This window comes from Paraburkholderia silviterrae (genome assembly GCF_004353915.1).
Lineage (GTDB): Bacteria > Pseudomonadota > Gammaproteobacteria > Burkholderiales > Burkholderiaceae > Paraburkholderia > Paraburkholderia silviterrae.
The window spans coordinates 377,504-395,772 of the sequence record NZ_SMRP01000002.1; the positions used below are offsets into that span (position 1 = coordinate 377,504).

An 18,269-nucleotide genomic window follows, 5' to 3' on the forward strand; every position below is an offset into this window, starting at 1 on the left:
ATCCTGAACGGAGAGAGCAATATGAAGCTGCAGCAACTGCGCGAACTGCGCAATTCGAAGGCGAAAGAAGCTAACGAACTGAACAACAAGTATCCGGCAGACCAGCGCATGCCCGCAGCGGAAGCGGAGCGCATGGACGCGATCCTCGCCGAGATCGAGGCGATCGACGGCGACATCGCGCGCGAGAATCGCCGCGTGCAGCTCGCGGCTGACGACCCGACTGCACAACATGCCGCAGCGATGAACGTTGCGACGCGCACGCCGGCCGCGCAAAGCGATGAATCGCGCGCACTGCGTGCCTTCATGGCCGGCGGCGTCTCCAACATGGCCGACGAAGACCGCGCCCGCATGCTCGCGCGCCAGACGCAGGACATCCGCAATGCCATGTCGACGACGACGCCGACGGAGGGCGGCTTCACGGTCGCGACCGAGTATCAGCGTTCGCTCGAAATCGCGATGCGGGCATACGGCGGCATGCGCCAGGTCGCGCACGCAATTCGCACCGCGACGGGCGCCGACATGAACTTCCCGACGACCGATCCGACGTCCGAAGTCGGCGAAATCGTTGGTCAGAATACGCCGGTCACGGGGCAGGACACGTCGTTCAGCAATATCGTCCTCAACGTCTTCAAGTACAGCTCGAAGAAGATCGCGCTGCCGTTCGAACTCGTGCAGGATAGCTTCATCGACATCGAGGCATACGTCCAGGTGCTGCTCGCGATGCGCCTCGGCCGTATCCAGAACACGCACTTCACGGCCGGCACGGGCGTTGGCCAGCCTCGCGGCATCGTGACGGCGGCAGGCTCGGGCAAGGTCGGCGCGACCGGTCAAACCGTGACGGTCACCTACGATGACCTGGTCGACCTCGAGCATTCCATCGACCCCGCGTATCGCAGCCAGCCGGGCGTTGGCTACATGATGCACGACACGTCTGTGCGTGCCGTCCGCAAGATCAAGGACGCGCAGAACCGTCCGATCTTCGTGCCGGGCTACGAGGCCGACGCAATGATCAACGGCGGCGCGCCGGACCGCCTGATGGGGCGCCCGATCACGGTCAACCAGGACGTGCCGGTGATGGCCGCCAATGCGAAGTCGATCCTCTTCGGCCAGATGTCGAAGTACGTCATCCGTGACGTCATGGACCTCACGATCTTCCGCATGACCGATTCGGCATTCACGCTGAATGGCCAAATCGGCTTCGTCGGCTTCCTGCGCGCGGGCGGCAACCTGATCGATGCCGGCGGTGCGGTGAAGGCCTACGTCAACTCGGCGACGTAATCAAGCGCGTCAGGCTGCGGCGGACCGCTGTCCGCCGCTCTCCCAACATCCCTCCTATTTCAGGGGTAGAGCATGGCAAAGATTCAAACGGCGCAGGCGCGCGTCCTCGCTGACAACGCTGGCCTTGGCCTCAAGTGCGACCAGGTCGTCACCGGGCCCGAGGCGGTCATCAAGGCCCTCGCGAAGGCCGGCGCAGTCGACGACCATCCCGACGCGGTCGCGTACGCAACGAAGCAGGGCGCGAAACAGGTGGAGCTCGCAGACCCTGATGCCGCCGCTGAAGTCGCCGAGGCGGCGATCGAGGAAAAGCAGGCTGACGGCGCGCCGAACGATCCGGCCGCGAAGTAAGCATGGGGATCAGGCTCACACAGGCGCCCGCCGAAGAGCCGGTCACGCTCGAAGAGGCGAAGCTGCACCTGCGCGTCATCGATTCGTCCGAGGACGCGCTGATCTCGCTGCTGATCACCGCGGCGCGCGCGCACGCGGAGAATGTGTGTCGCCGCGTCTTCGTCACGCAAAAGTGGGACCTGTTCCTCGACGCGTTCCCGTTCTACACGTACTACGGCGTGATCCCCGGCTACGTGCCGGTCGACCAGTTGCCGTCGGCGTGGATGACGATGCGCAACTACGCGGTCCGCTTTCGCGGCAGCAAGATCGACATCCCGTTCCCGCGCCTGCAGTCGGTCGATGCGGTGCAGTACATCGACGCGCTCGGCAATAAGCAGGCGCTCGACCCTTCGCTGTACGTGGTCGACAACGTGAGCGAGCCGGGTGTGCTGACGCCGAAGACGGGCACGTACTGGCCCGACACGCTCAACACGACCAACGCCGTGCAGATCAGCTTCACGGCGGGTTACGGCGATGCCAAGGACGTGCCGGCTGGCATCAAGTCGTGGATCATGCTGCGCGTCGCAACGCTCTATGAGAACCGCGAACAGGTCGCGATCCTCAATCGCGGCCAGGTCCACGATCTTCCGTATGTCGACCAGCTTCTCGATTCGTACCGGATCATGGGGTATGCGTAGTGCGGTCTGGAGATTTCAACCGGCGCATCACGATTCAGGTCAAGAAGGAAGGCGAGGACGAGCTGGGCCAGCCGCTGACCGAGTGGATCAATCTCGCCAAGGACGTGCCGACGAACCTGCTTGCTACGAACGGCAAGGAATACGTGGCCTCTGGCGAAGAGGTCAGCAAGGCCCAGGTGAGCATGCGCATCCGATGGCGGACCGACATAACCGCGGCGATGCGCGTTCTGTACGACGGCGGCATCTTCAACATTGAGGCGGTCCTGCCGGACTACGCCGGGCGACGCTATGTCGATCTGGCGTGCAGCATGGGGGCGAACAATGGCTAATTCCGCCGAGGCGATCGTCTACGGTGCCACCAAGGCGCTCGTAGACGGTCGCTGCTATCCCGATGTCGCGCCGCAGAACACGCCGCGCCCGTATGTGACGTATCAGGACGTAGGCGGCCAGTCGCCGAATTACCTGTCGAACACGGTCGAGCTGGAGAACGCCCGCATGCAGGTCAATGTGTGGGCTGACTCTCGCGCAGCCGCGCGCGCTCTAATGAGAAGCGTAATCAAGGCTCTGACTGCCGATCCTATTGGCGCTGCGACTATTGGCGGACCGGTGAGCGTCTACGAGTCCGACACGAAGCTCTACGGCTCGCGCGAGGACTTCTCAATCTGGTTCACGCCGTAACCGGCACCGCTTCATCTTCAACCGTATGCCCGCCCTGAGCGGGCTTTTTCATTTGTGAGGTTTGATATGACTTCGAGTGCGATTTCCGCTCAGGGATCGACGCTGCAGGTATCTGGCGGCTCGGGTGCCGCGAAGAACATCACCGCGATCGCGCTGGGGTTCCCGACCATCCTGACGTCCGTTGCTCACGGCTTCGCCAATGGCGACATCGAAACGCTTGCGGGGCTGACCGGTGCCGATGCCGCGTTGCTGAATGGCCAGGCAGTGGTCGTTCACCACGTCACGGCGAATACGTTCGCTGTGAACGTCGATACGACGGGCAAGACGATCACCGCGGGCGGTACGGCGACGCCTGTCGCGTGGACGCTGATCAACAACCTGAAGAGCTTCAAGGGCTTCGACGGTCAAGCGAACGAGATCGACAAAACCAATCTGTCGAGCACCGCGAAGGAATACATGCTCGGCCTTCAGGACTTCGGCCACTTCACGTTCGACGTCGACAAGGATTTCAACGATCCCGGTCAGGTCGCGTGCAGCGCCGCAAAGCGCGCTGGCTCGCTCAAGAACTTCAAGCTCACGCTGCCGAACGGCAAGACGGCGACCTGGGCTGCCTATGTCAAGAACGATCCGCTCGATGGCGGCGTCGATCAGCTGCTCACCACGACCGGCGTTTCGCTGCGCATCAGCGGCGACGTCACCTACGCGTAATCCGCGTCGGCGTTCTCACCAAAACAACGAATTCAGGAATCCAACGTGCCGATTCTCTCGAAAGCAACGAAGGGCGCCATCCTCAGCGCGCCCCACCTCAAGACCGAGACGGTCGACGTGCCCGAGTGGGGCGACGGTGTCGCCGTCATCGTCTCGGAAATGTCGGGCCTCGCGCGCGACGCCTACTACGCGAAGCACAAGGCGGATGACAAGGACGTGCCGATCAGCGCCGTGCAGGCCGATCTGCTGCTGGTGACCGTCGTGGATGAGTCGGGCACGCAGGTGCTCGATGAAAGCGACATCGAAGCGTTGCGCGCGCAGGGCAGCGCCGCGCTCGATCGCGTGGCGGACGCCGCGATGCGTATCAACGGCATGAAGCCGGGCGCGGTGGAGGGGGCTGCAAAAAACTCCGGCGCCGCCACGAGCGGCGCTTCTGGTTCCGACTCGCTGCCCGTCTCGGGAAGTCAGTAAGGCAGGCGCAAGAGGAAATCGGCAGCGCGGAGTTCGTCGAGTGGATGGCCTTCTACGAGCTGGAGCCGTGGGGCAGCCATTACGACGATCTTCGCGCCGGGACGATCGCTTCGATGATCGCCAATGTGCACCGCGATACGAAGGTGCGCGACAAGCCGTTTACGGCGCTCGAAATGACGCCGTGGAATGAGCACAGTCGCACGGGAGCCGCTGAGCCCGTGCCAATTCTGCTCGAAGACCCCGAGGCGCAATCGAATCTCCTGCTCACGATGATGTTCCCGAACAAGGCAGCCTGATGGCATTCAAGCTGACGGTCGATAACCCGGACGGTCTCACGGCCGCGATTGACGCGCTGACGCAGGTGGCCAGCGAGTCGGCACTTCGCCAAGCAACTGTCGCGGGCGCGCGCGTGATCTTCGAAGAGGTGAAGTTGCGCGCGCCCGTTGGCGTGGTCTCGTGGGAGAGCCGAGATAGCAAGCAGAAGCGCTACCCCGGCTTCCTGCGAGACAACATCCTCCTCGCGTTCGACAAAGAGCGCTCGGCCGAGGGCGTGCGCGCGACGTATCTCGTGACGTGGAGCAAAGACGCCTTCTATGGCCGATTCGTGGAGTACGGCACCTCGAAGATGGCAGCAAACCCGTTTATGCGCCCCTCTTATGAGGCGACGCGCGATGCCGCTGCACAGAAGTTCAGCGATGTGATTGACGAGAAAGTCAGGGAGTTGACGAGTGGCCAATGACACCGTCGTACGGTTGACAGGAGATGCATCCGGTTTCGTCCAGGAGATGGACCGGGCGCGGAAGAGCGCTGCCGATTTCGTAACGAGCCAGGACACACTTCGCCAGCGCCTCACGAACTCTGCCAATGCCATCGAAAACACGCGCAAGGTGCTGAAGGACCAGGGTGATGAAGCACTGGCCGCATTCAACAAATCGGCGCGATCCGCTGAGGGTTGGCTGACGTCGCTGCAGAAGCAGGCTGACCAGGCGGGCAAGACGCGCGCGCAGCTGATGGAGCTGCGCGCAGCCGAGCTTGGCGTGGCGGACGCCGCGCAGCCATACATCGACAAGATCAAAGCTGCCGAGCAGGCGATGAACGGCGGCGGCCATGCTGCTCACGAATTCAACCTCGCGACGGCCGGCGCACGCCGCGAGCTGCTGGTGCTCGCTCACGAGGCGTCGCAGGGTAGCTGGAAGAACTTTGGCGGCTCGCTGCTTGTGCTCGGCGAGCGCACGGACGCTCTGTCGGCGCTGATGAACAAGACTGCGCTTTCGATCGGTGCCGTTGTCGGCGTGATCGCGATGGCTGCATCGATCACCTACCACGCGCGCGATGCACTAGCCGAGTACGGCGAGCAGATCGAGAACCTGAGCAAGAAGACTGGCATCTCGACGGACAACATCCAGCAATGGGCATTCGCGGCGAAGTCGGCCGGTGTCGACACGAAGGATGCGACCAAGGCGCTCGCGGCCCTTGGCGATGCTCAGAATAAGGCGATCAACGGTAACAAGGACGCTGCAAAGGCGTTCTCGGCAATCGGCATTTCGCTCGCGGACCTGAAGAAGAGCAGTCCGGACCAGTTGCTGCCGCAGATTGCTGACGCGTTCAGCAAGACGGCCGACAGCGCGTCGAAGGCGGCCGTTGCCAACGAGCTATTCGGCGCATCCGGCGACGAGTTGATACCACTGCTCGACCGCGGGCGCACTGGCCTCGATGACCTGCGCGCCGCGGCGCAGGCCTCGGGTGCAGTGATCGGTGGTGAGACCGTTGCGCGTATGGCGGCTCTGAAGGAGCAGATGGAGCTCGCGCACGCGAAGATGGATGCGATGACGCTGAGCGCGAAAACGCAGCTCTTGCCGACGATCATCAATTTGACGAATGCGCTGGGCGACAACGTTGCAATGAAGCCAGTGCTGGAGGATTTCTATAACGGCGTCGGCCTCATCATGAAGTCGGCAGCATCAGCCATCGCTACTGTTGCGATTGGCTTCGAGCAGCTCTCGGAGGTGATTGCGACCGTCGCCACGGTCACGTATTACGGCATGACGGGCCAGTTCAAGATGGCCGTCGATTCAGCTAAGGCCGGGTATGAAAATCTGAAGCGGGAGGGAGAGGGCTACTCGCAGTTCATGTCGAAGCTGTGGTCGAACGCGGTGCCGCCTGCGCATGCAAGTGCAGCCCCGTCCGGACCGACGATTTCCTTTTCTAAGGGAGGCGGCGGCGGGCAGCACAAGGCATACACGGATGATGCGGCGACGCGATTTCTGCAGCAGCTTCGCGACCAGGCGGCCGAGCTGCAATCGCATCTCTCGACGACCGACAAGCTGACGAACTCCGAAAAGGAGCTCGCGAAGTTCAACCAGCAAGTCAGCGACTGGAAAGGTAAGACCCTCACGGCGGACCAAAAGAGCCTGCTCGCGCATCAGGACCAGATCCGTGCGCAACTGCAAACGAACGTCGAGCTCGAAAAAGAGGTTGCGCATCGGCAGGATGTGCAGAAGATGTTCGAGCGCTCGGCGCAGATCACCGCGTCGATTGCGAGCTACCAGAAGGGGCAGACGGACCAGTACGCTCGGCAGCTCGGCGCGTTCGGCATGGGCGCCGATGCGGTCAGAAACGCCCAGGCCGTCAAGTCGATCTTTGCCGAGTACCAGCACCTGCAGGAGCAGCTCGACAAGGCGACCCCGAAGGATCTGATCGGCGGCGCTGAGTATCAGGCGGCATCCGCGAACATCAAGGCAGGGCTCGAGCAATCGCTGCAGGATTACGACGCCTACTATGCCGCGCTGAAGGTGAAGCAGGGCGATTGGGTTAACGGCTTCACGGCGGGCGTCGCGAACTACCTCGACTCTGCGCACAACATGGCCGCTCAGACCGAAAGCGCATTCACGAACGTGATGAAGAGCATGGAGGATTCGCTCACGTCGTTCGTGACGACGGGCAAGTTCAATTTCGGCAGCTTCGCGACCAGCGTCATCGCGGATATTGCGCGCATTCAGGCGCGCGCCGCGATCTCTGGCCTGCTGGGTGCGGGCATCAATGCGCTCGGCGGTATGTTTGGCAATGCCGGCGCGACGATCACCGCGAACATTCAGGGCTCCGGGATCGATGGCTTGATTGGCGCGATGGGCGGCTGGGGTACGCTGCCCGCGCGGGCCGGCGGCGGACCGGTAGACGGCGGGGCAGCCTACCTCGTTGGCGAGAAGGGTCCGGAGCTCTTCGTGCCCGGCGCATCGGGCGCAGTCGTCCCGAACCACGCGCTGACGCCATTCACAGGTGGCGGCGGGGGCGACACGATCGTGCCGATTACCGTCTCTGGGGGCGGCGGCTCGTTCGACAAGAGCGACGCGGCGTGGCTGCAATCGCAGGTGCAGAAGCTCGTCGATAGTCGCCTTGCCCAGAAGATGAAGGGCCAGGGTGGGTACGCCTGGCAGATCAAGAACGGGAGCGTGGGCTAATGGCCGACACCTTCACCTGGGTCCCTACTGTCGCGCAGTCGACCGGGACGGCGACGCAGCGCGTGCGCAAGGCGCAATTCGGCGACGGATATGCGCAACGTGTACAGGACGGCATCAATAACCGGTCCTCGTCGTTCCAACTGCAATTCATCAACGACGCAGCAACCATCGCCGCGATCATCGCGTTCCTCGACGCGCGAGCGGGCGCAACGGCGTTCCTGTGGACGCCGCCGCTTCGAACACAGGCGCTGCTTTTCACGTGCGAGACGTACACCGAGCCAACGAAAGACGGCAACGCATACACGTTCACTGCGACGTTCGATCAAACCTTTGCACCGTAAATCAACATGACGGCACTTCAAACAGTCAATCTCGGCACCGCGCCAGCGGGCACCGATGGGGATACCGTTCGCGTAGCGATGACGAAGGGCAACTCGAACGTCGCGGTGCTCAATGCACAATCGGCACTCACGTCTGCCACGACGATCACGGTGGCGCAGGCCTTGACCGCCGCCGCGCACCTCGGCAAACGGGTGAACATCAACCTTGCCTCGGCTGGCACGATCAATGTTCCATCTGCCTCGACGGGCGGCGCCGATGGCGTAATCCATCTGCGCAACGTCGGCAGCACGGTTGTCACGCTCGCGATCACGACGGGCTCCGGCGATACGCTGGCACTCACGAAGCTCAATCCAGGCGAAAGCGCGCTGCTCGATACGGATGGCGTGCATGCGTGGAATGTGTTGATGCGCGGGCGTACGAATGCTGACAACGAAATTGTCAACGGAACGCTGACCGTCGCTAATGCCGTAGCCGCAAGTCATGCGCTCCCCCTTGGTCAAGCACAGGGCCGGCTACTGGGGGTGGTTCCGTTCTATGCATCCGGGGCATTTAACGCGCCGCAAGGGACAACCGCGGTTCGCGTTAAATGCCTGGGCGGCGGAGGCGCCGGCGGCGGCGCAATTGCTACATCGGTCGGCACTGTGTCCCTAGGTGCACCAGGAACGTCAGGCGCGTATGCGGAGGGGTACTTCACCAGCGGATTCAATGGTGTTGCCGTTACAGTGGGCGCGGCTGGGACATACGGCTCTGGCGTGGCTGGAGGGAACGGCGGCCAGTCGTCATTCGGTTCATTACTTGTTTGTCCGGGAGGTTACGGGGGATCGGTGTCGGGGCAAATTACCGGCGCCCCTACTGGGTGGTGGATTGGCCGGGGTCCCGCTGCATCGGGGGCTGGAGCGTATGTCTTGAGCGGGGGGGTGGCGCCTTCGCCGTCACTTGCTTTTGCCATGTCGTGGGGTGTGGGCGGCATGGGCGGTAGCTCGCCTCTCGGTGCGGGAGGGGGTTGTGTAAATGCCGGGGTTACGGGTGGTGCTGCGGTTGGTTTTGGTGCGGGCGGCGGCGGGACTATGCAGGTACAAAGCGCTGGCGCGGTAGTTGGTGGTCCCGCCACGCCTGGCGTTGTACTTGTCGAATGTTACGGGTCCGTATGACTATCAACGCAGACGTACAACAGCTTGAGCCCGGTCGCCTCGTGGAGCTCTTCGAGGTCGACTGCACGGCAATCGGCGGCGACATGTTGCGCTTCCACGGCCACCTGCAATCGACGTCGATCTGGTGGCAGGGCAACGAGTACAAGCCGTGGCCGATCCACGCGAGCGGCTTCAAGCGCACGACGGATTCGCAGCAGCCTACGCCGACGCTCACCGTGGGCGACGTCAATGGCACGATCTCGGCGCTGTGCGTCTACCTGGCTGATCTTGTGGGCGCGACGGTGCGCCGCCGGCGGACGCTCACAAAGTATCTCGACGCCGTCAACTTCGCAGGCGGCAACCCGACGGCCGATCCGACTGCGGAGATGGCTGCTGAGATCTGGCGCGTCGAGCAGAAGAGCAACGAGCAACCGGGCCTGCGGGTCGAGTTCACGCTCGCCTCGCCGCTCGATTTCGGCGGTCAGCAGCTTCCCGCGCGCCAGATCGTGAGCATCTGCCAGTGGAAGTATCGCGATGCGAATTGCGGCTATACGGGCACCGCGTATTTCGATGCAAAAGACCAGCCTGTGAGCGATGCGGCGCTTGACCGCTGCAGCATGAAGATCAGCGGCTGCGAGTGCCGCTTCGGCGTCAACAATCCGCTGTCCACCGGCGGCTTTCTCAGCGACACCCTTTCCTGAATGAACGAAACGACCAAGGCCGCGATCGCCTCGCACGCGATCGCGGAGTACCCGCGCGAGTGCTGCGGGCTGGTGGTGCTCGCCCATGACGCGGAGGTGTACATGCCGTGCGCGAACTGGGCGGCCACGCCGACGGAGCATTTCGTACTTGCCGCGGAGGACTATGCGCGCGCCGAGGACGCGGGCGAGATTGTCGCGCTCGCGCATTCGCACCCAGGCGCGCCGGCGCGGCCCAGCGTCTCCGACAAGGCAATGTGCGAGGCGAGCGGCATCGCGCGCTGGGTGATCGTATCGCTCGGGGTGCAGGCCGATGGCTCGATCGCCGTCGACGACTGGTGCGAGTTCGGGCCAAGCGGCTACATCGCGCCGCTCATCGGGCGCGAGTTTGCGCACGGCGTGCACGACTGCTACGCGATCGTGCGCGACTGGTATCGCCTCGAGCGTGACATCGATCTGCCGGATTTCGAGCGGCGCGACGACTGGTGGGATGACGGGCATTCGTCGCTCTACGTCGACAACTACCGCGCTGCGGGCTTCGAGGACGTAGGTCTCGCTGCCGAGCTGGAGATCGGCGACGTGCTGCTGATGCAGATCCGCAGCCGCAACGGCGTGCCGAATCACGCGGGCGTTTATCTCGGCGACGGCCATTTCCTGCACCACATGCATGGACGCCTCTCGGGACGCGCCGTATGGGGCGGCATGTGGGCGCAATGCCTTCGCACGGTGCTGCGATACAGGGGAAGCGAATGAACGATCAATTGCGAACGATCAGGCTGTACGGCGTACTCGGCGCGCGCTTCGGGCGCGTGCATCGTCTCGCCGTTCGCTCGACGTCCGAGGCCATGCGCGCGCTCGGCGTCGTGCTGCCGGGCTTTCGGCAGTTCATGGCGCGGTCGCGGGAGCAGGGGCTCACGTTCGCGGTGTTCGTCGGCAAGCAGAACCTCGCGCGCGACGAGCTCGAATACCCGGTCGGGCCCGAAGAGATTCGCGTCGCGCCGGTGCTGGTCGGCAGCAAGCGCGGCGGCCTGTTCCAGACGATCCTCGGCGCTGCGCTCGTCGTGGTGGGGGTGTTCACGCAGATGCCGACGTTGATCGGTTTGGGCGCCTCGATGGCGCTCGGCGGCGTCGTGCAGATGCTTAGCCCGCAGACGGGCGGCCTGGCCGGCGTCGCCAATAACGGCACCTCGTACTACTTCAACGGGCCGGTGAACAGCGCCGCGCAGGGTGAGCCCGTGCCGATTGTGTACGGGCGCATGGTGGTCGGCTCGAAGGTGATCAGTTCAGGCATTTACGCACAGGATCAAAACTGAGTATGCGGATTTCAGGGGCAAAAGGTGGCGGCGGTGGCGCGGCGGCGGAATCGCCGGACAGCCTGCACTCGATCGCCTATGCGAAGGTGCTCGACCTCATCTCGGAGGGGCCGATCGTTGGTCTGGCGAGCGGTCTGCAGTCCGTCTATCTCGACGGCACGCCCATTCTGAACGGCGACGGGTCGAGCAACTTCCAGAACTACAGCGTCGACACGCGCGTTGGCACACCAGACCAAGATTTCATGTCGGGCTTCCCGGCCGTCGAGAATGAGACGGCTGTCGGTGTTGCGCTCACAAGCGACGCGCCCTGGGTGCGTCAGATCCAGAATGTGCAGCTCACTGCAGCGCGCATTCGCTTTGGCGTGCCCGCGCTCGCCCAGACGAATACCTCGACGGGCGACGTTACCGGCTATCGCGTCGCCTATGCGGTCGATGTGGGTGTCGACGGTGGATCGTATGCTCAGGTACTGACTGGCGCGTTCGACGGCAAGACGACGTCCCTCTACGAGCGCAGCGTGCGCATCGAGCTGCCGAAGGCGAAAACGGGCTGGCTCGTGCGCGTGCGTCGCGTCACGCCGAACGCGCACGCGAGCTACATTCAGGACACCGTCAACATCGAGGCGATCACCGAGATCATCGATCGCAAGCTGCGCTATCCGATGAGCGCGCTCGTTGGCATGTCGTTCGATGCGCAGTCGTTCAGCTCTGTGCCGACGCGCTCCTACGATGTCAAGGGCCGCATCATCAGCATGCCGACGAATTATGATCCCAACGCCCGCGTCTACTCGGGTGTCTGGGATGGCACGTTCAAACAGGCATGGACGAACAATCCTGCCTGGGTCTTTTTCGACCTCGTGCTGAATGATCGATACGGCGCTGGCAAGTTCGTCGACGCGTCGACGATCGACAAATGGCAGCTCTACGAGATCGGGCAGTACTGCGACATCATGGTGCCGGACGGGAAGGGTGGCCAGGAGCCGCGCTTCACGTGCAACTGCGTGATCCAGTCGCAAGCGGACGCGTTCAAGGTACTGCAGGACATCGCAGGCATCTTTCGTGGGCAGGCGTATTGGGGTGCGGGCAGCGTCATCGCAACGGCGGACATGCCGTCAGATCCGGTGCACGTGTACACGCAGGCGAATGTGGTCGGCGGTCAGTTCTCGTATGTCGGCTCGGAGCGCAAGACGCGCTACACCGTCGCGCAGGTAAGCTGGAACGACCCAGCGAACCAGTACAAGCAGGCTGTCGAATATGTGCCCGACGATGACGGTCTCGCGCGCTATGGCGTCATCAAGGCGCAGATCACGGCGTTCGGCACGACGTCGCAGGCGCAGGCGCATCGCCTCGGGCTCTGGACGCTGCTCACGAGCCGCTACGAGACGAACACGGTATCGTTTCAGGTCGGCCTCGACGGCACGCTCTGCATGCCCGGCGAGGTGATCGCCGTCGCGGACGTGAACAAGGCGGGGCGCCGCATCGGAGGCCGTATCCGATCGATGAGCGCGCGCGCGGTGGTGCTCGACAAGGCGCCCACGGCGGCGGCCGGCGACACGCTGACCGTGATCATGCCTGACGGCGTCGCGCAGGCGCGCACGGTGCAATCTGTGAGCGGCGACACGTTCACGATGACTGCGGCATTCGATAGCGACGCCGTGCCCGGCGCGGTTTGGATGCTGGAAAGCACTGGCCTGGTCTCGCAACTCTTCCGCGTGACGGGAGTCGAGGAGGTCGACGACAACGGCCAGATCACGTACACGATCACGGCGGCGCAGCACGAGCCGGGCAAGTACGCGGCGATCGACAACGGGGCGCAGATCCAGCAGCGGCCCATAACGGTCATCCCGCCGTCGGCGCAAACGCCGCCGTCGAATGTGCGTGTCTCGACGTACTCGTTCACGGACCAGGGCATTGCCAAGACGAACATGGTGATCGCGTGGGACGCCGCCGACAAGGCGGTGAACTACATCCCCGAATGGAGGAAGGACAGCGGCGAATGGGTGCCGGCTAACCAGACTGGCGGCCTGCAGGTCGAGGTGGCGGGCATCTATCAGGGCAAGTATCTCGCCCGCGTGCGCGCGCAGAACGCGATGGGCGTGACGTCGATCCCGGCGTACAGCGCTGAGACGCAGCTCACTGGCAAGACGAGCCCGCCGCCGGCGGTCACGTCGCTGACAACTACGACGCAGGTGTTTGCGATCCAGCTCGACTGGACGTTCCCCGCCGATGGCTCTGCCAACGATACGGCGTACACGGATGTCTGGTACAGCAAGACGAGTGACCGCAGCACCGCGACGCGCCTTTCGATGTACCCCTATCCGCAGGCGCGCGCAAGCCTGATGGGACTTGCTGCGGGGCAGTCGTTTTTCTTCTGGGCGCGGCTGGTCGACACGTCCGGCAACGTCGGGCCGTGGTATCCGACTGGCGCTGGCGTGAACGGTCAGAGTAGCAGCGATGCGACCCAGATCCTGTCGTACCTCACCGGCCAGATCACGAAGAGCCAGCTCGGGCAGGAAGTGCTAACGCCGATCAACGCGATTCCTGGCCTGCAGCAGAACGTAACCGACAACGCCGCGGCAATCACGGCCGAGCAGCAGTCGCGCATCAGTGGCGACAGCGCGCTCTCCACGCGCATCGACAAGGTGAGCGCTCAGGTGCTCGTGCCTGACATGGCGGGCGACACCGGCGGCTACGCAGGATCGACCACGGTATATGCGGGCGTCTGGTCTGAGCAGTCGGCGCGCGCCGAGGCCGACATGGCCCTTGCGAAGAACATCGAGACGACAACGGCGCAGATGAATTCGTCGAGCGCCTCGTTGCTCGCCGCGGTCCGCACGGAAACGCAGGCGCGCGTCGATGCGGATAGCGCGCAAGCGCAGCAGATCACGACGGTGCAGGCGAGCGTGACCGGCGTTAGCGGTCGCGTTGATGGTCTTCAGGGTCAGGTGACCGACCTCAGCGCATCGGTGCAGACGAACGCAAACGCCTATGCGGACCTCAATGGCCGCGTGAATGCTTCGTACACCATCAAGACGCAGGTCACTGCGAACGGGCGGACGTACGTCGCGGGCATTGGCGTCGGCATCGACAACAGCAGCGGTCAAATCGAATCGCAGGTACTCGTCGCGGCGCAGCGCTTCGCGATCCTAGACAACACCGGATCCGCTGTGTCGTCGCCATTCGTCGTGCAGGGCGGCCAGGTGTTTATCTCGCAGGCGTTCATCGGTACCGGCTGGATTCAAAACGCCATGATCGGCGATGTAATCCAGTCGACGACCGTCGGTGCGAACGGGCAGCCGCGCTGGAAGCTCGACAAGAACGCCTCGCTCACGATGACCGGCGCCAACACCGGTAGCGGATACGCGGTGCACGACGACCAAGGTGGCCGCGCATATGACGGTAACGGCACCATGCGGGTGCGATGGGGGATCTGGTAATGCCGGCAGGACTACAGGTTTGGGACGCGAACGGCAACATCATTCTCGATGTCACGTATCGCGTGTTGCGAATCATCGATTCGGTGCGGCTCTCGAGTGGCTCGAGCGGGAACCGGTTCGACGATCGCCTAACGCAGGGAGGGTGGGTGTCGTTTCAGCCGGACGTGAGCCTTGGTGACGGGTACATGTCCGGGGGTGTCATCGCGCCGCGGTTTTCGATCTCTGGCAACACCCTGGCTTGGTCATATGCCGCCAAAAACAGTGGCACATATGACATCTATCAGGACGGGACACTTTTCTACGGGGCCAGTTGATGACTGCGGGATTTCAGGCTTGGACAGATAGCGGATTCGTGCAGATCGACGGCACCACGCCGAACTACGCGCTCCGGCAATCGCTCACTGTTACGACAGGCGCAGGCAGCATCAATGTGGGCCGATCTAACGCTGGATCGATGTACACGTTCACAGCGAATGTGGCGAACTTCACGATCACCGCAGTGGCGCCGTTGGTCGCGCTATACAGCCCGAATGCCTACGCTGCGATCACGAGGTGCAGAAACAACAACGACGGAACCTGGTCCGTTCAGGTCTGGACCGATGTTGCCGCGAACGTCTCGGTGTACATTTTTGATCGCTCATCAGCCGCTGCGCCATCCGGGCCAGGATATGGGCTGCAGGTTTTCTCCGAGAGCGGCGAGTTGGTTTTCGATGCCCGTCAGCGTATCGCGCGCATCCTCGACAACCAGAGCGGCAACATCATGGGTGCCGGGCCTGGCTGGGGCCAATGGAACCAGGTCGACACGCGCACGTACGCGTTCGGTCCGTATGCCGGCGTCAGCAAGGTCGGAGTGGCCGCCATCGGCGCGGCGTTCGTAGCAAGCCCCACGGGCGGCACCAATCACGGCTGGTACAACATCAGTGGATTGCAGACCTCCGGAAACGCGGTCAATTTCCTGTACCAGTATTACCAGAACGGGACTCCATCGCATCCCGGAAATAACACGTGCTTTGGGTCCCAGTATGATTGGCGATTCATGGCAATCGACTTGAGCAACATCTAGGAGAGCAGATGCCGCTTCAACTCAACTTCACCACGCCGTCCACTGGCGCGGTGGCGAGCTATCACGTGGTTCAGCAGGTTGGGCTCGACTACGTGTCTAGCCTCACCAATGCGACCGTCGCGTCATACCTCGACAGCAGCGCGAAGGGCGCGGGCAAATTCCCCATGTACACGCAACAGATCCAGATCGACGGTCTGCCGGATGCTGGGGCGGATGCGCGTTCGTTTGCTGAGTCCTCGCTGATTGTCGCGGCCCTGGCGGATGGAAGCGCATCAGTGGGCACCAATCGATACGTGTTCGCCGGTGCTGAGCTCGTCGATTGAGCGAGTAGGCAGCAAAGAGTATGCGCCGCCCTTGAGGCGGTTTTTTTATTTCCGGGGGATTGATGCGAGTAAGCCCAACAGAGGCCGCGAGCTACGCGGGAAGCGGGGTTGCCATGGGGGCGTCGCTGACGCTTACCGACATTGGTGTGATAGTCGGTATCGCCACGGCATGTCTCACATTCGCATTGAACGCATTTTTCATGTGGCGCAAGGACCAGCGCGAGCAGCGCGAGTCTGAAGAGCGCCTGCGCGAGATGGAGAGGCACGATGGCTAATGGATCGAAGAAGGCGCTTGTGGGTGTTGTGGGGGCTGCTACGGCAGCCCTTTTGCTTTCTGTGGTTCCGCAATTCGAGGGCGTCGTGCTGCGCGGCTACCTCGACCCGGTAGGAATCCCGACGAAGTGCATGGGCGACACGCACGACGTGGTGGTCGGCAAGCTCTATAGCGAGGCTGAGTGCCGCGAGTCACTCGAGACGCAGCTCGTCGCGCATGCGGAGACGGTGCTGAAGTGCACGCCGGGCCTCGCCGGCCGTACGTACCAGCTCGGCGCCGCGGTGAGCTTCGCCTACAACATCGGCACGAACGCGTATTGCGGCAGCACGACGGCGCGCCGTTTCAACGCCGGCGATTTCCGCGGCGCGTGCAAGGCGATGAACGAGTCCGACGCAGGCAAGCCGCAGTGGGTGACGTCGAGGGGCCAAGTACTGCCCGGCCTAGTGAAACGGCGCGCGAAAGAGCGGGCCATCTGTGAGAGGGGGCTGTGATGCTGAAACCGATTTTGCCGTACCTGATCGCCGCGCTGCTCGGCGCCTTGGCAGGCGCGGGGTGCATGCACCTTGTCGGAAGCGCGCGCCTCGCTGCTGAGCGGGCCGCGCACGCGCGCGACGACGAGCAACACGCACGCGACATGCTCGCCGTGTCGCGTGCGGCGCTGGAGGGAGAGCAACGCGCGATCGACGCGCACAACGTGGCGCAGGATGCGCTCGCCGCGGCGGATGCCGCAATCACGAAGGAGAAAGACGCACATGAAGCTGACAACCGTAACTATCGCAGTGCTCTCGCTGCTGGCACTGAGCGCGTGCGCGTCGCAGTGCGCAACTGTTCAGCAACCGGTAGCGGTGACGCAACCGGACCTTCCGGCGCCGCCGGCGTGGGTTATGGAGCCGCCGCCGTCGCAGACCTCGACCCAGCGGTTGCAGAGCGCGTTTTCGGCGTCGCAGGAGACGACCAACGCGAAATCGACAAGGTGAAGGTGCTGCAGGCATACGTCTGCGCAGTGCGCCCGCACACCCCCGGCTGCTAGTAGGCAAAACGTAAATGTTTTGTAAACTTTCGGGGCGGCTTGAGAGGGCCGCTCCAACAAGAACCGAACCGGGGAACAAGAATGAAAAAGACGCTGGCGGCAGCCTTTATCTTTGCAGTCGGCTTGGCCGCGTGCGGCGGTGGTGGTGGCGGAAATGACGGCGGTGGCACGACGCCGACGGCGAAGGCGCTGACGATTTCGATGTATGGCAAGCCGATTGTGTCGAGCTCATCGACTGCAGTCGCGCATGCGCAGTTCAGCCTGATCTCTGCCGCCGTTGCCGCCGATGCGCCGAGCGTCGCATCGGATGCGCAGGCGACGGCGAAATCGCTCACTGACGCGCTCGCCGCGCGCGGGGTGACTGCGGAGATCACCACGCAGGTAATGGACGGCGCGGCCCTGCATCAGATCGTGACGACCGAATACAACGGCAAGCCGCCGACGGTCGATCAGTTCAAGACTGACCCTGGCGAATGGATCATCGTCAACTTCCAGCTCGACGACATGGTGACGCCGGCTGATGATCCCGCGCAGCAGGTAGCGATGAAGCAATTCGCGTCCGATCTGCTGGTGTTCTCGCAATGGGCGGCCGTGGCCGGTAAGGCGGTGTTTGTCGTGACCCCGATTCAGACGTGCGATACGCAAAACTCAGCCTCGATGGGATTGCTTTCAGCAATGCAGTCTGCATTCGTCGACGGCGCACCAATCCGCTTCATCGGTGGCACGCCCGTGAGCTTCGGCTTCTTGAGTGGCAAGGCGGTTCCCTCCACCACGTCGCCCGGCATTGAGCACTTCGGCGCTGATTGCAGGTCTCCCGATGCTTTTGTGCAGAACCTTCAGGTCGACTCGATTGCCGACTCGATCGCGAGCGCATACAAGGATACGGGCGCCGCGGCGCCGGCCTCCGGAGCATCAGCAACGCAGTAACCACGCATCACGCGGCCGCGCCGTTATTCCTCGCGCGGTCGCTCACTTATCCCCGCTGCCTCCGCAGTCTCTCCAGCCTCGCCTCAACCGATTCGAACGACCGCTGATAGAAGGCAC

23 protein-coding genes are annotated in these 18,269 nt (G+C 63.3%); all 23 read left to right on the forward strand.

Features of this window, described 5'->3' with window-relative positions; translation table 11 throughout:
- The first annotated feature begins 21 nt into the window (after positions 1 to 21).
- Positions 22 to 1,278, forward strand: coding sequence for a phage major capsid protein (locus EYW47_RS05860; RefSeq protein WP_133193919.1), 1,257 nt, complete (start codon positions 22 to 24; stop codon positions 1,276 to 1,278).
- Between the two features lie 72 nt (positions 1,279 to 1,350).
- Positions 1,351 to 1,626, forward strand: coding sequence for a hypothetical protein (locus EYW47_RS05865; protein WP_133193920.1), 276 nt, complete (start codon positions 1,351 to 1,353; stop codon positions 1,624 to 1,626).
- A gap of 2 nt (positions 1,627 to 1,628) precedes the next feature.
- Positions 1,629 to 2,303 (forward strand): head-tail connector protein, encoded by a 675-nt coding sequence (locus EYW47_RS05870; RefSeq protein WP_133193921.1) that lies wholly within the window; start codon positions 1,629 to 1,631, stop codon positions 2,301 to 2,303.
- Complete coding sequence (locus tag EYW47_RS05875) at positions 2,303 to 2,632, forward strand: phage head closure protein (protein ID WP_133193922.1); 330 nt, start codon at positions 2,303 to 2,305, stop codon at positions 2,630 to 2,632. The genes EYW47_RS05870 and EYW47_RS05875 overlap by 1 nt, the downstream gene beginning before the upstream one ends.
- Positions 2,625 to 2,981 carry a DUF3168 domain-containing protein gene (locus tag EYW47_RS05880; protein ID WP_133193923.1) on the forward strand — a complete coding sequence of 119 codons (357 nt, stop codon included), beginning with the start codon at positions 2,625 to 2,627 and terminating at the stop codon, positions 2,979 to 2,981. The genes EYW47_RS05875 and EYW47_RS05880 overlap by 8 nt, the downstream gene beginning before the upstream one ends.
- Before the next feature lie 66 nt (positions 2,982 to 3,047).
- Entirely contained in the window at positions 3,048 to 3,689 is a 642-nt protein-coding gene (locus EYW47_RS05885; protein WP_133193924.1) for a phage tail tube protein, read from the forward strand.
- A 45-nt stretch (positions 3,690 to 3,734) separates the two neighbouring features.
- A complete protein-coding gene (locus EYW47_RS05890; RefSeq protein WP_133193925.1) occupies positions 3,735 to 4,160 on the forward strand; it encodes a hypothetical protein in 426 nt (141 codons plus the stop codon).
- A gap of 17 nt (positions 4,161 to 4,177) precedes the next feature.
- Positions 4,178 to 4,456, forward strand: coding sequence for a phage tail assembly protein T (locus EYW47_RS05895; RefSeq protein ID WP_420819398.1), 279 nt, complete (start codon positions 4,178 to 4,180; stop codon positions 4,454 to 4,456).
- Positions 4,456 to 4,899, forward strand: a complete 444-nt coding sequence (locus EYW47_RS05900; protein ID WP_133193927.1) for an HK97-gp10 family putative phage morphogenesis protein — start codon at positions 4,456 to 4,458, stop codon at positions 4,897 to 4,899. Before EYW47_RS05895 ends, EYW47_RS05900 begins: the two co-directional genes overlap by 1 nt.
- Entirely contained in the window at positions 4,889 to 7,618 is a 2,730-nt protein-coding gene (locus EYW47_RS05905) for a phage tail tape measure protein (protein WP_133193928.1), read from the forward strand. The genes EYW47_RS05900 and EYW47_RS05905 overlap by 11 nt, the downstream gene beginning before the upstream one ends.
- Positions 7,618 to 7,959, forward strand: coding sequence for a phage tail protein (locus tag EYW47_RS05910; RefSeq protein ID WP_133193929.1), 342 nt, complete (start codon positions 7,618 to 7,620; stop codon positions 7,957 to 7,959). The genes EYW47_RS05905 and EYW47_RS05910 overlap by 1 nt, the downstream gene beginning before the upstream one ends.
- A gap of 6 nt (positions 7,960 to 7,965) precedes the next feature.
- The gene (locus EYW47_RS05915; protein WP_133193930.1) at positions 7,966 to 9,111 is read left to right on the forward strand and encodes a hypothetical protein; all 1,146 of its coding nucleotides are present in this window, start codon (positions 7,966 to 7,968) and stop codon (positions 9,109 to 9,111) included.
- Positions 9,108 to 9,791 (forward strand): phage minor tail protein L, encoded by a 684-nt coding sequence (locus EYW47_RS05920; RefSeq protein ID WP_133193931.1) that lies wholly within the window; start codon positions 9,108 to 9,110, stop codon positions 9,789 to 9,791. Before EYW47_RS05915 ends, EYW47_RS05920 begins: the two co-directional genes overlap by 4 nt.
- Entirely contained in the window at positions 9,792 to 10,541 is a 750-nt protein-coding gene (locus tag EYW47_RS05925) for a C40 family peptidase (protein ID WP_133193932.1), read from the forward strand.
- Complete coding sequence (locus tag EYW47_RS05930) at positions 10,538 to 11,101, forward strand: tail assembly protein (protein WP_133193933.1); 564 nt, start codon at positions 10,538 to 10,540, stop codon at positions 11,099 to 11,101. The genes EYW47_RS05925 and EYW47_RS05930 overlap by 4 nt, the downstream gene beginning before the upstream one ends.
- A 2-nt stretch (positions 11,102 to 11,103) precedes the next feature.
- Entirely contained in the window at positions 11,104 to 14,535 is a 3,432-nt protein-coding gene (locus EYW47_RS05935) for a TipJ family phage tail tip protein (protein ID WP_133193934.1), read from the forward strand.
- On the forward strand, positions 14,520 to 14,849 hold the full coding sequence (locus EYW47_RS05940; RefSeq protein WP_133193935.1) for a hypothetical protein: 330 nt from the start codon (positions 14,520 to 14,522) through the stop codon (positions 14,847 to 14,849). Before EYW47_RS05935 ends, EYW47_RS05940 begins: the two co-directional genes overlap by 16 nt.
- Complete coding sequence (locus EYW47_RS05945; RefSeq protein WP_165976503.1) at positions 14,849 to 15,598, forward strand: hypothetical protein; 750 nt, start codon at positions 14,849 to 14,851, stop codon at positions 15,596 to 15,598. Before EYW47_RS05940 ends, EYW47_RS05945 begins: the two co-directional genes overlap by 1 nt.
- An 8-nt stretch (positions 15,599 to 15,606) precedes the next feature.
- A complete protein-coding gene (locus EYW47_RS05950; protein WP_133193937.1) occupies positions 15,607 to 15,921 on the forward strand; it encodes a hypothetical protein in 315 nt (104 codons plus the stop codon).
- Positions 15,922 to 15,983: 62 nt separating this feature from the next.
- Positions 15,984 to 16,196, forward strand: coding sequence for a phage holin family protein (locus EYW47_RS05955; RefSeq protein ID WP_133193938.1), 213 nt, complete (start codon positions 15,984 to 15,986; stop codon positions 16,194 to 16,196).
- A complete protein-coding gene (locus EYW47_RS05960; RefSeq protein ID WP_133193939.1) occupies positions 16,189 to 16,686 on the forward strand; it encodes a lysozyme in 498 nt (165 codons plus the stop codon). The genes EYW47_RS05955 and EYW47_RS05960 overlap by 8 nt, the downstream gene beginning before the upstream one ends.
- Positions 16,686 to 17,225 carry a lysis system i-spanin subunit Rz gene (locus EYW47_RS05965; RefSeq protein ID WP_133193940.1) on the forward strand — a complete coding sequence of 180 codons (540 nt, stop codon included), beginning with the start codon at positions 16,686 to 16,688 and terminating at the stop codon, positions 17,223 to 17,225. Before EYW47_RS05960 ends, EYW47_RS05965 begins: the two co-directional genes overlap by 1 nt.
- Positions 17,226 to 17,306: 81 nt before the next feature.
- Positions 17,307 to 18,152 carry a hypothetical protein gene (locus tag EYW47_RS05970; protein WP_133193941.1) on the forward strand — a complete coding sequence of 282 codons (846 nt, stop codon included), beginning with the start codon at positions 17,307 to 17,309 and terminating at the stop codon, positions 18,150 to 18,152.
- Positions 18,153 to 18,269 lie beyond the last annotated feature (117 nt).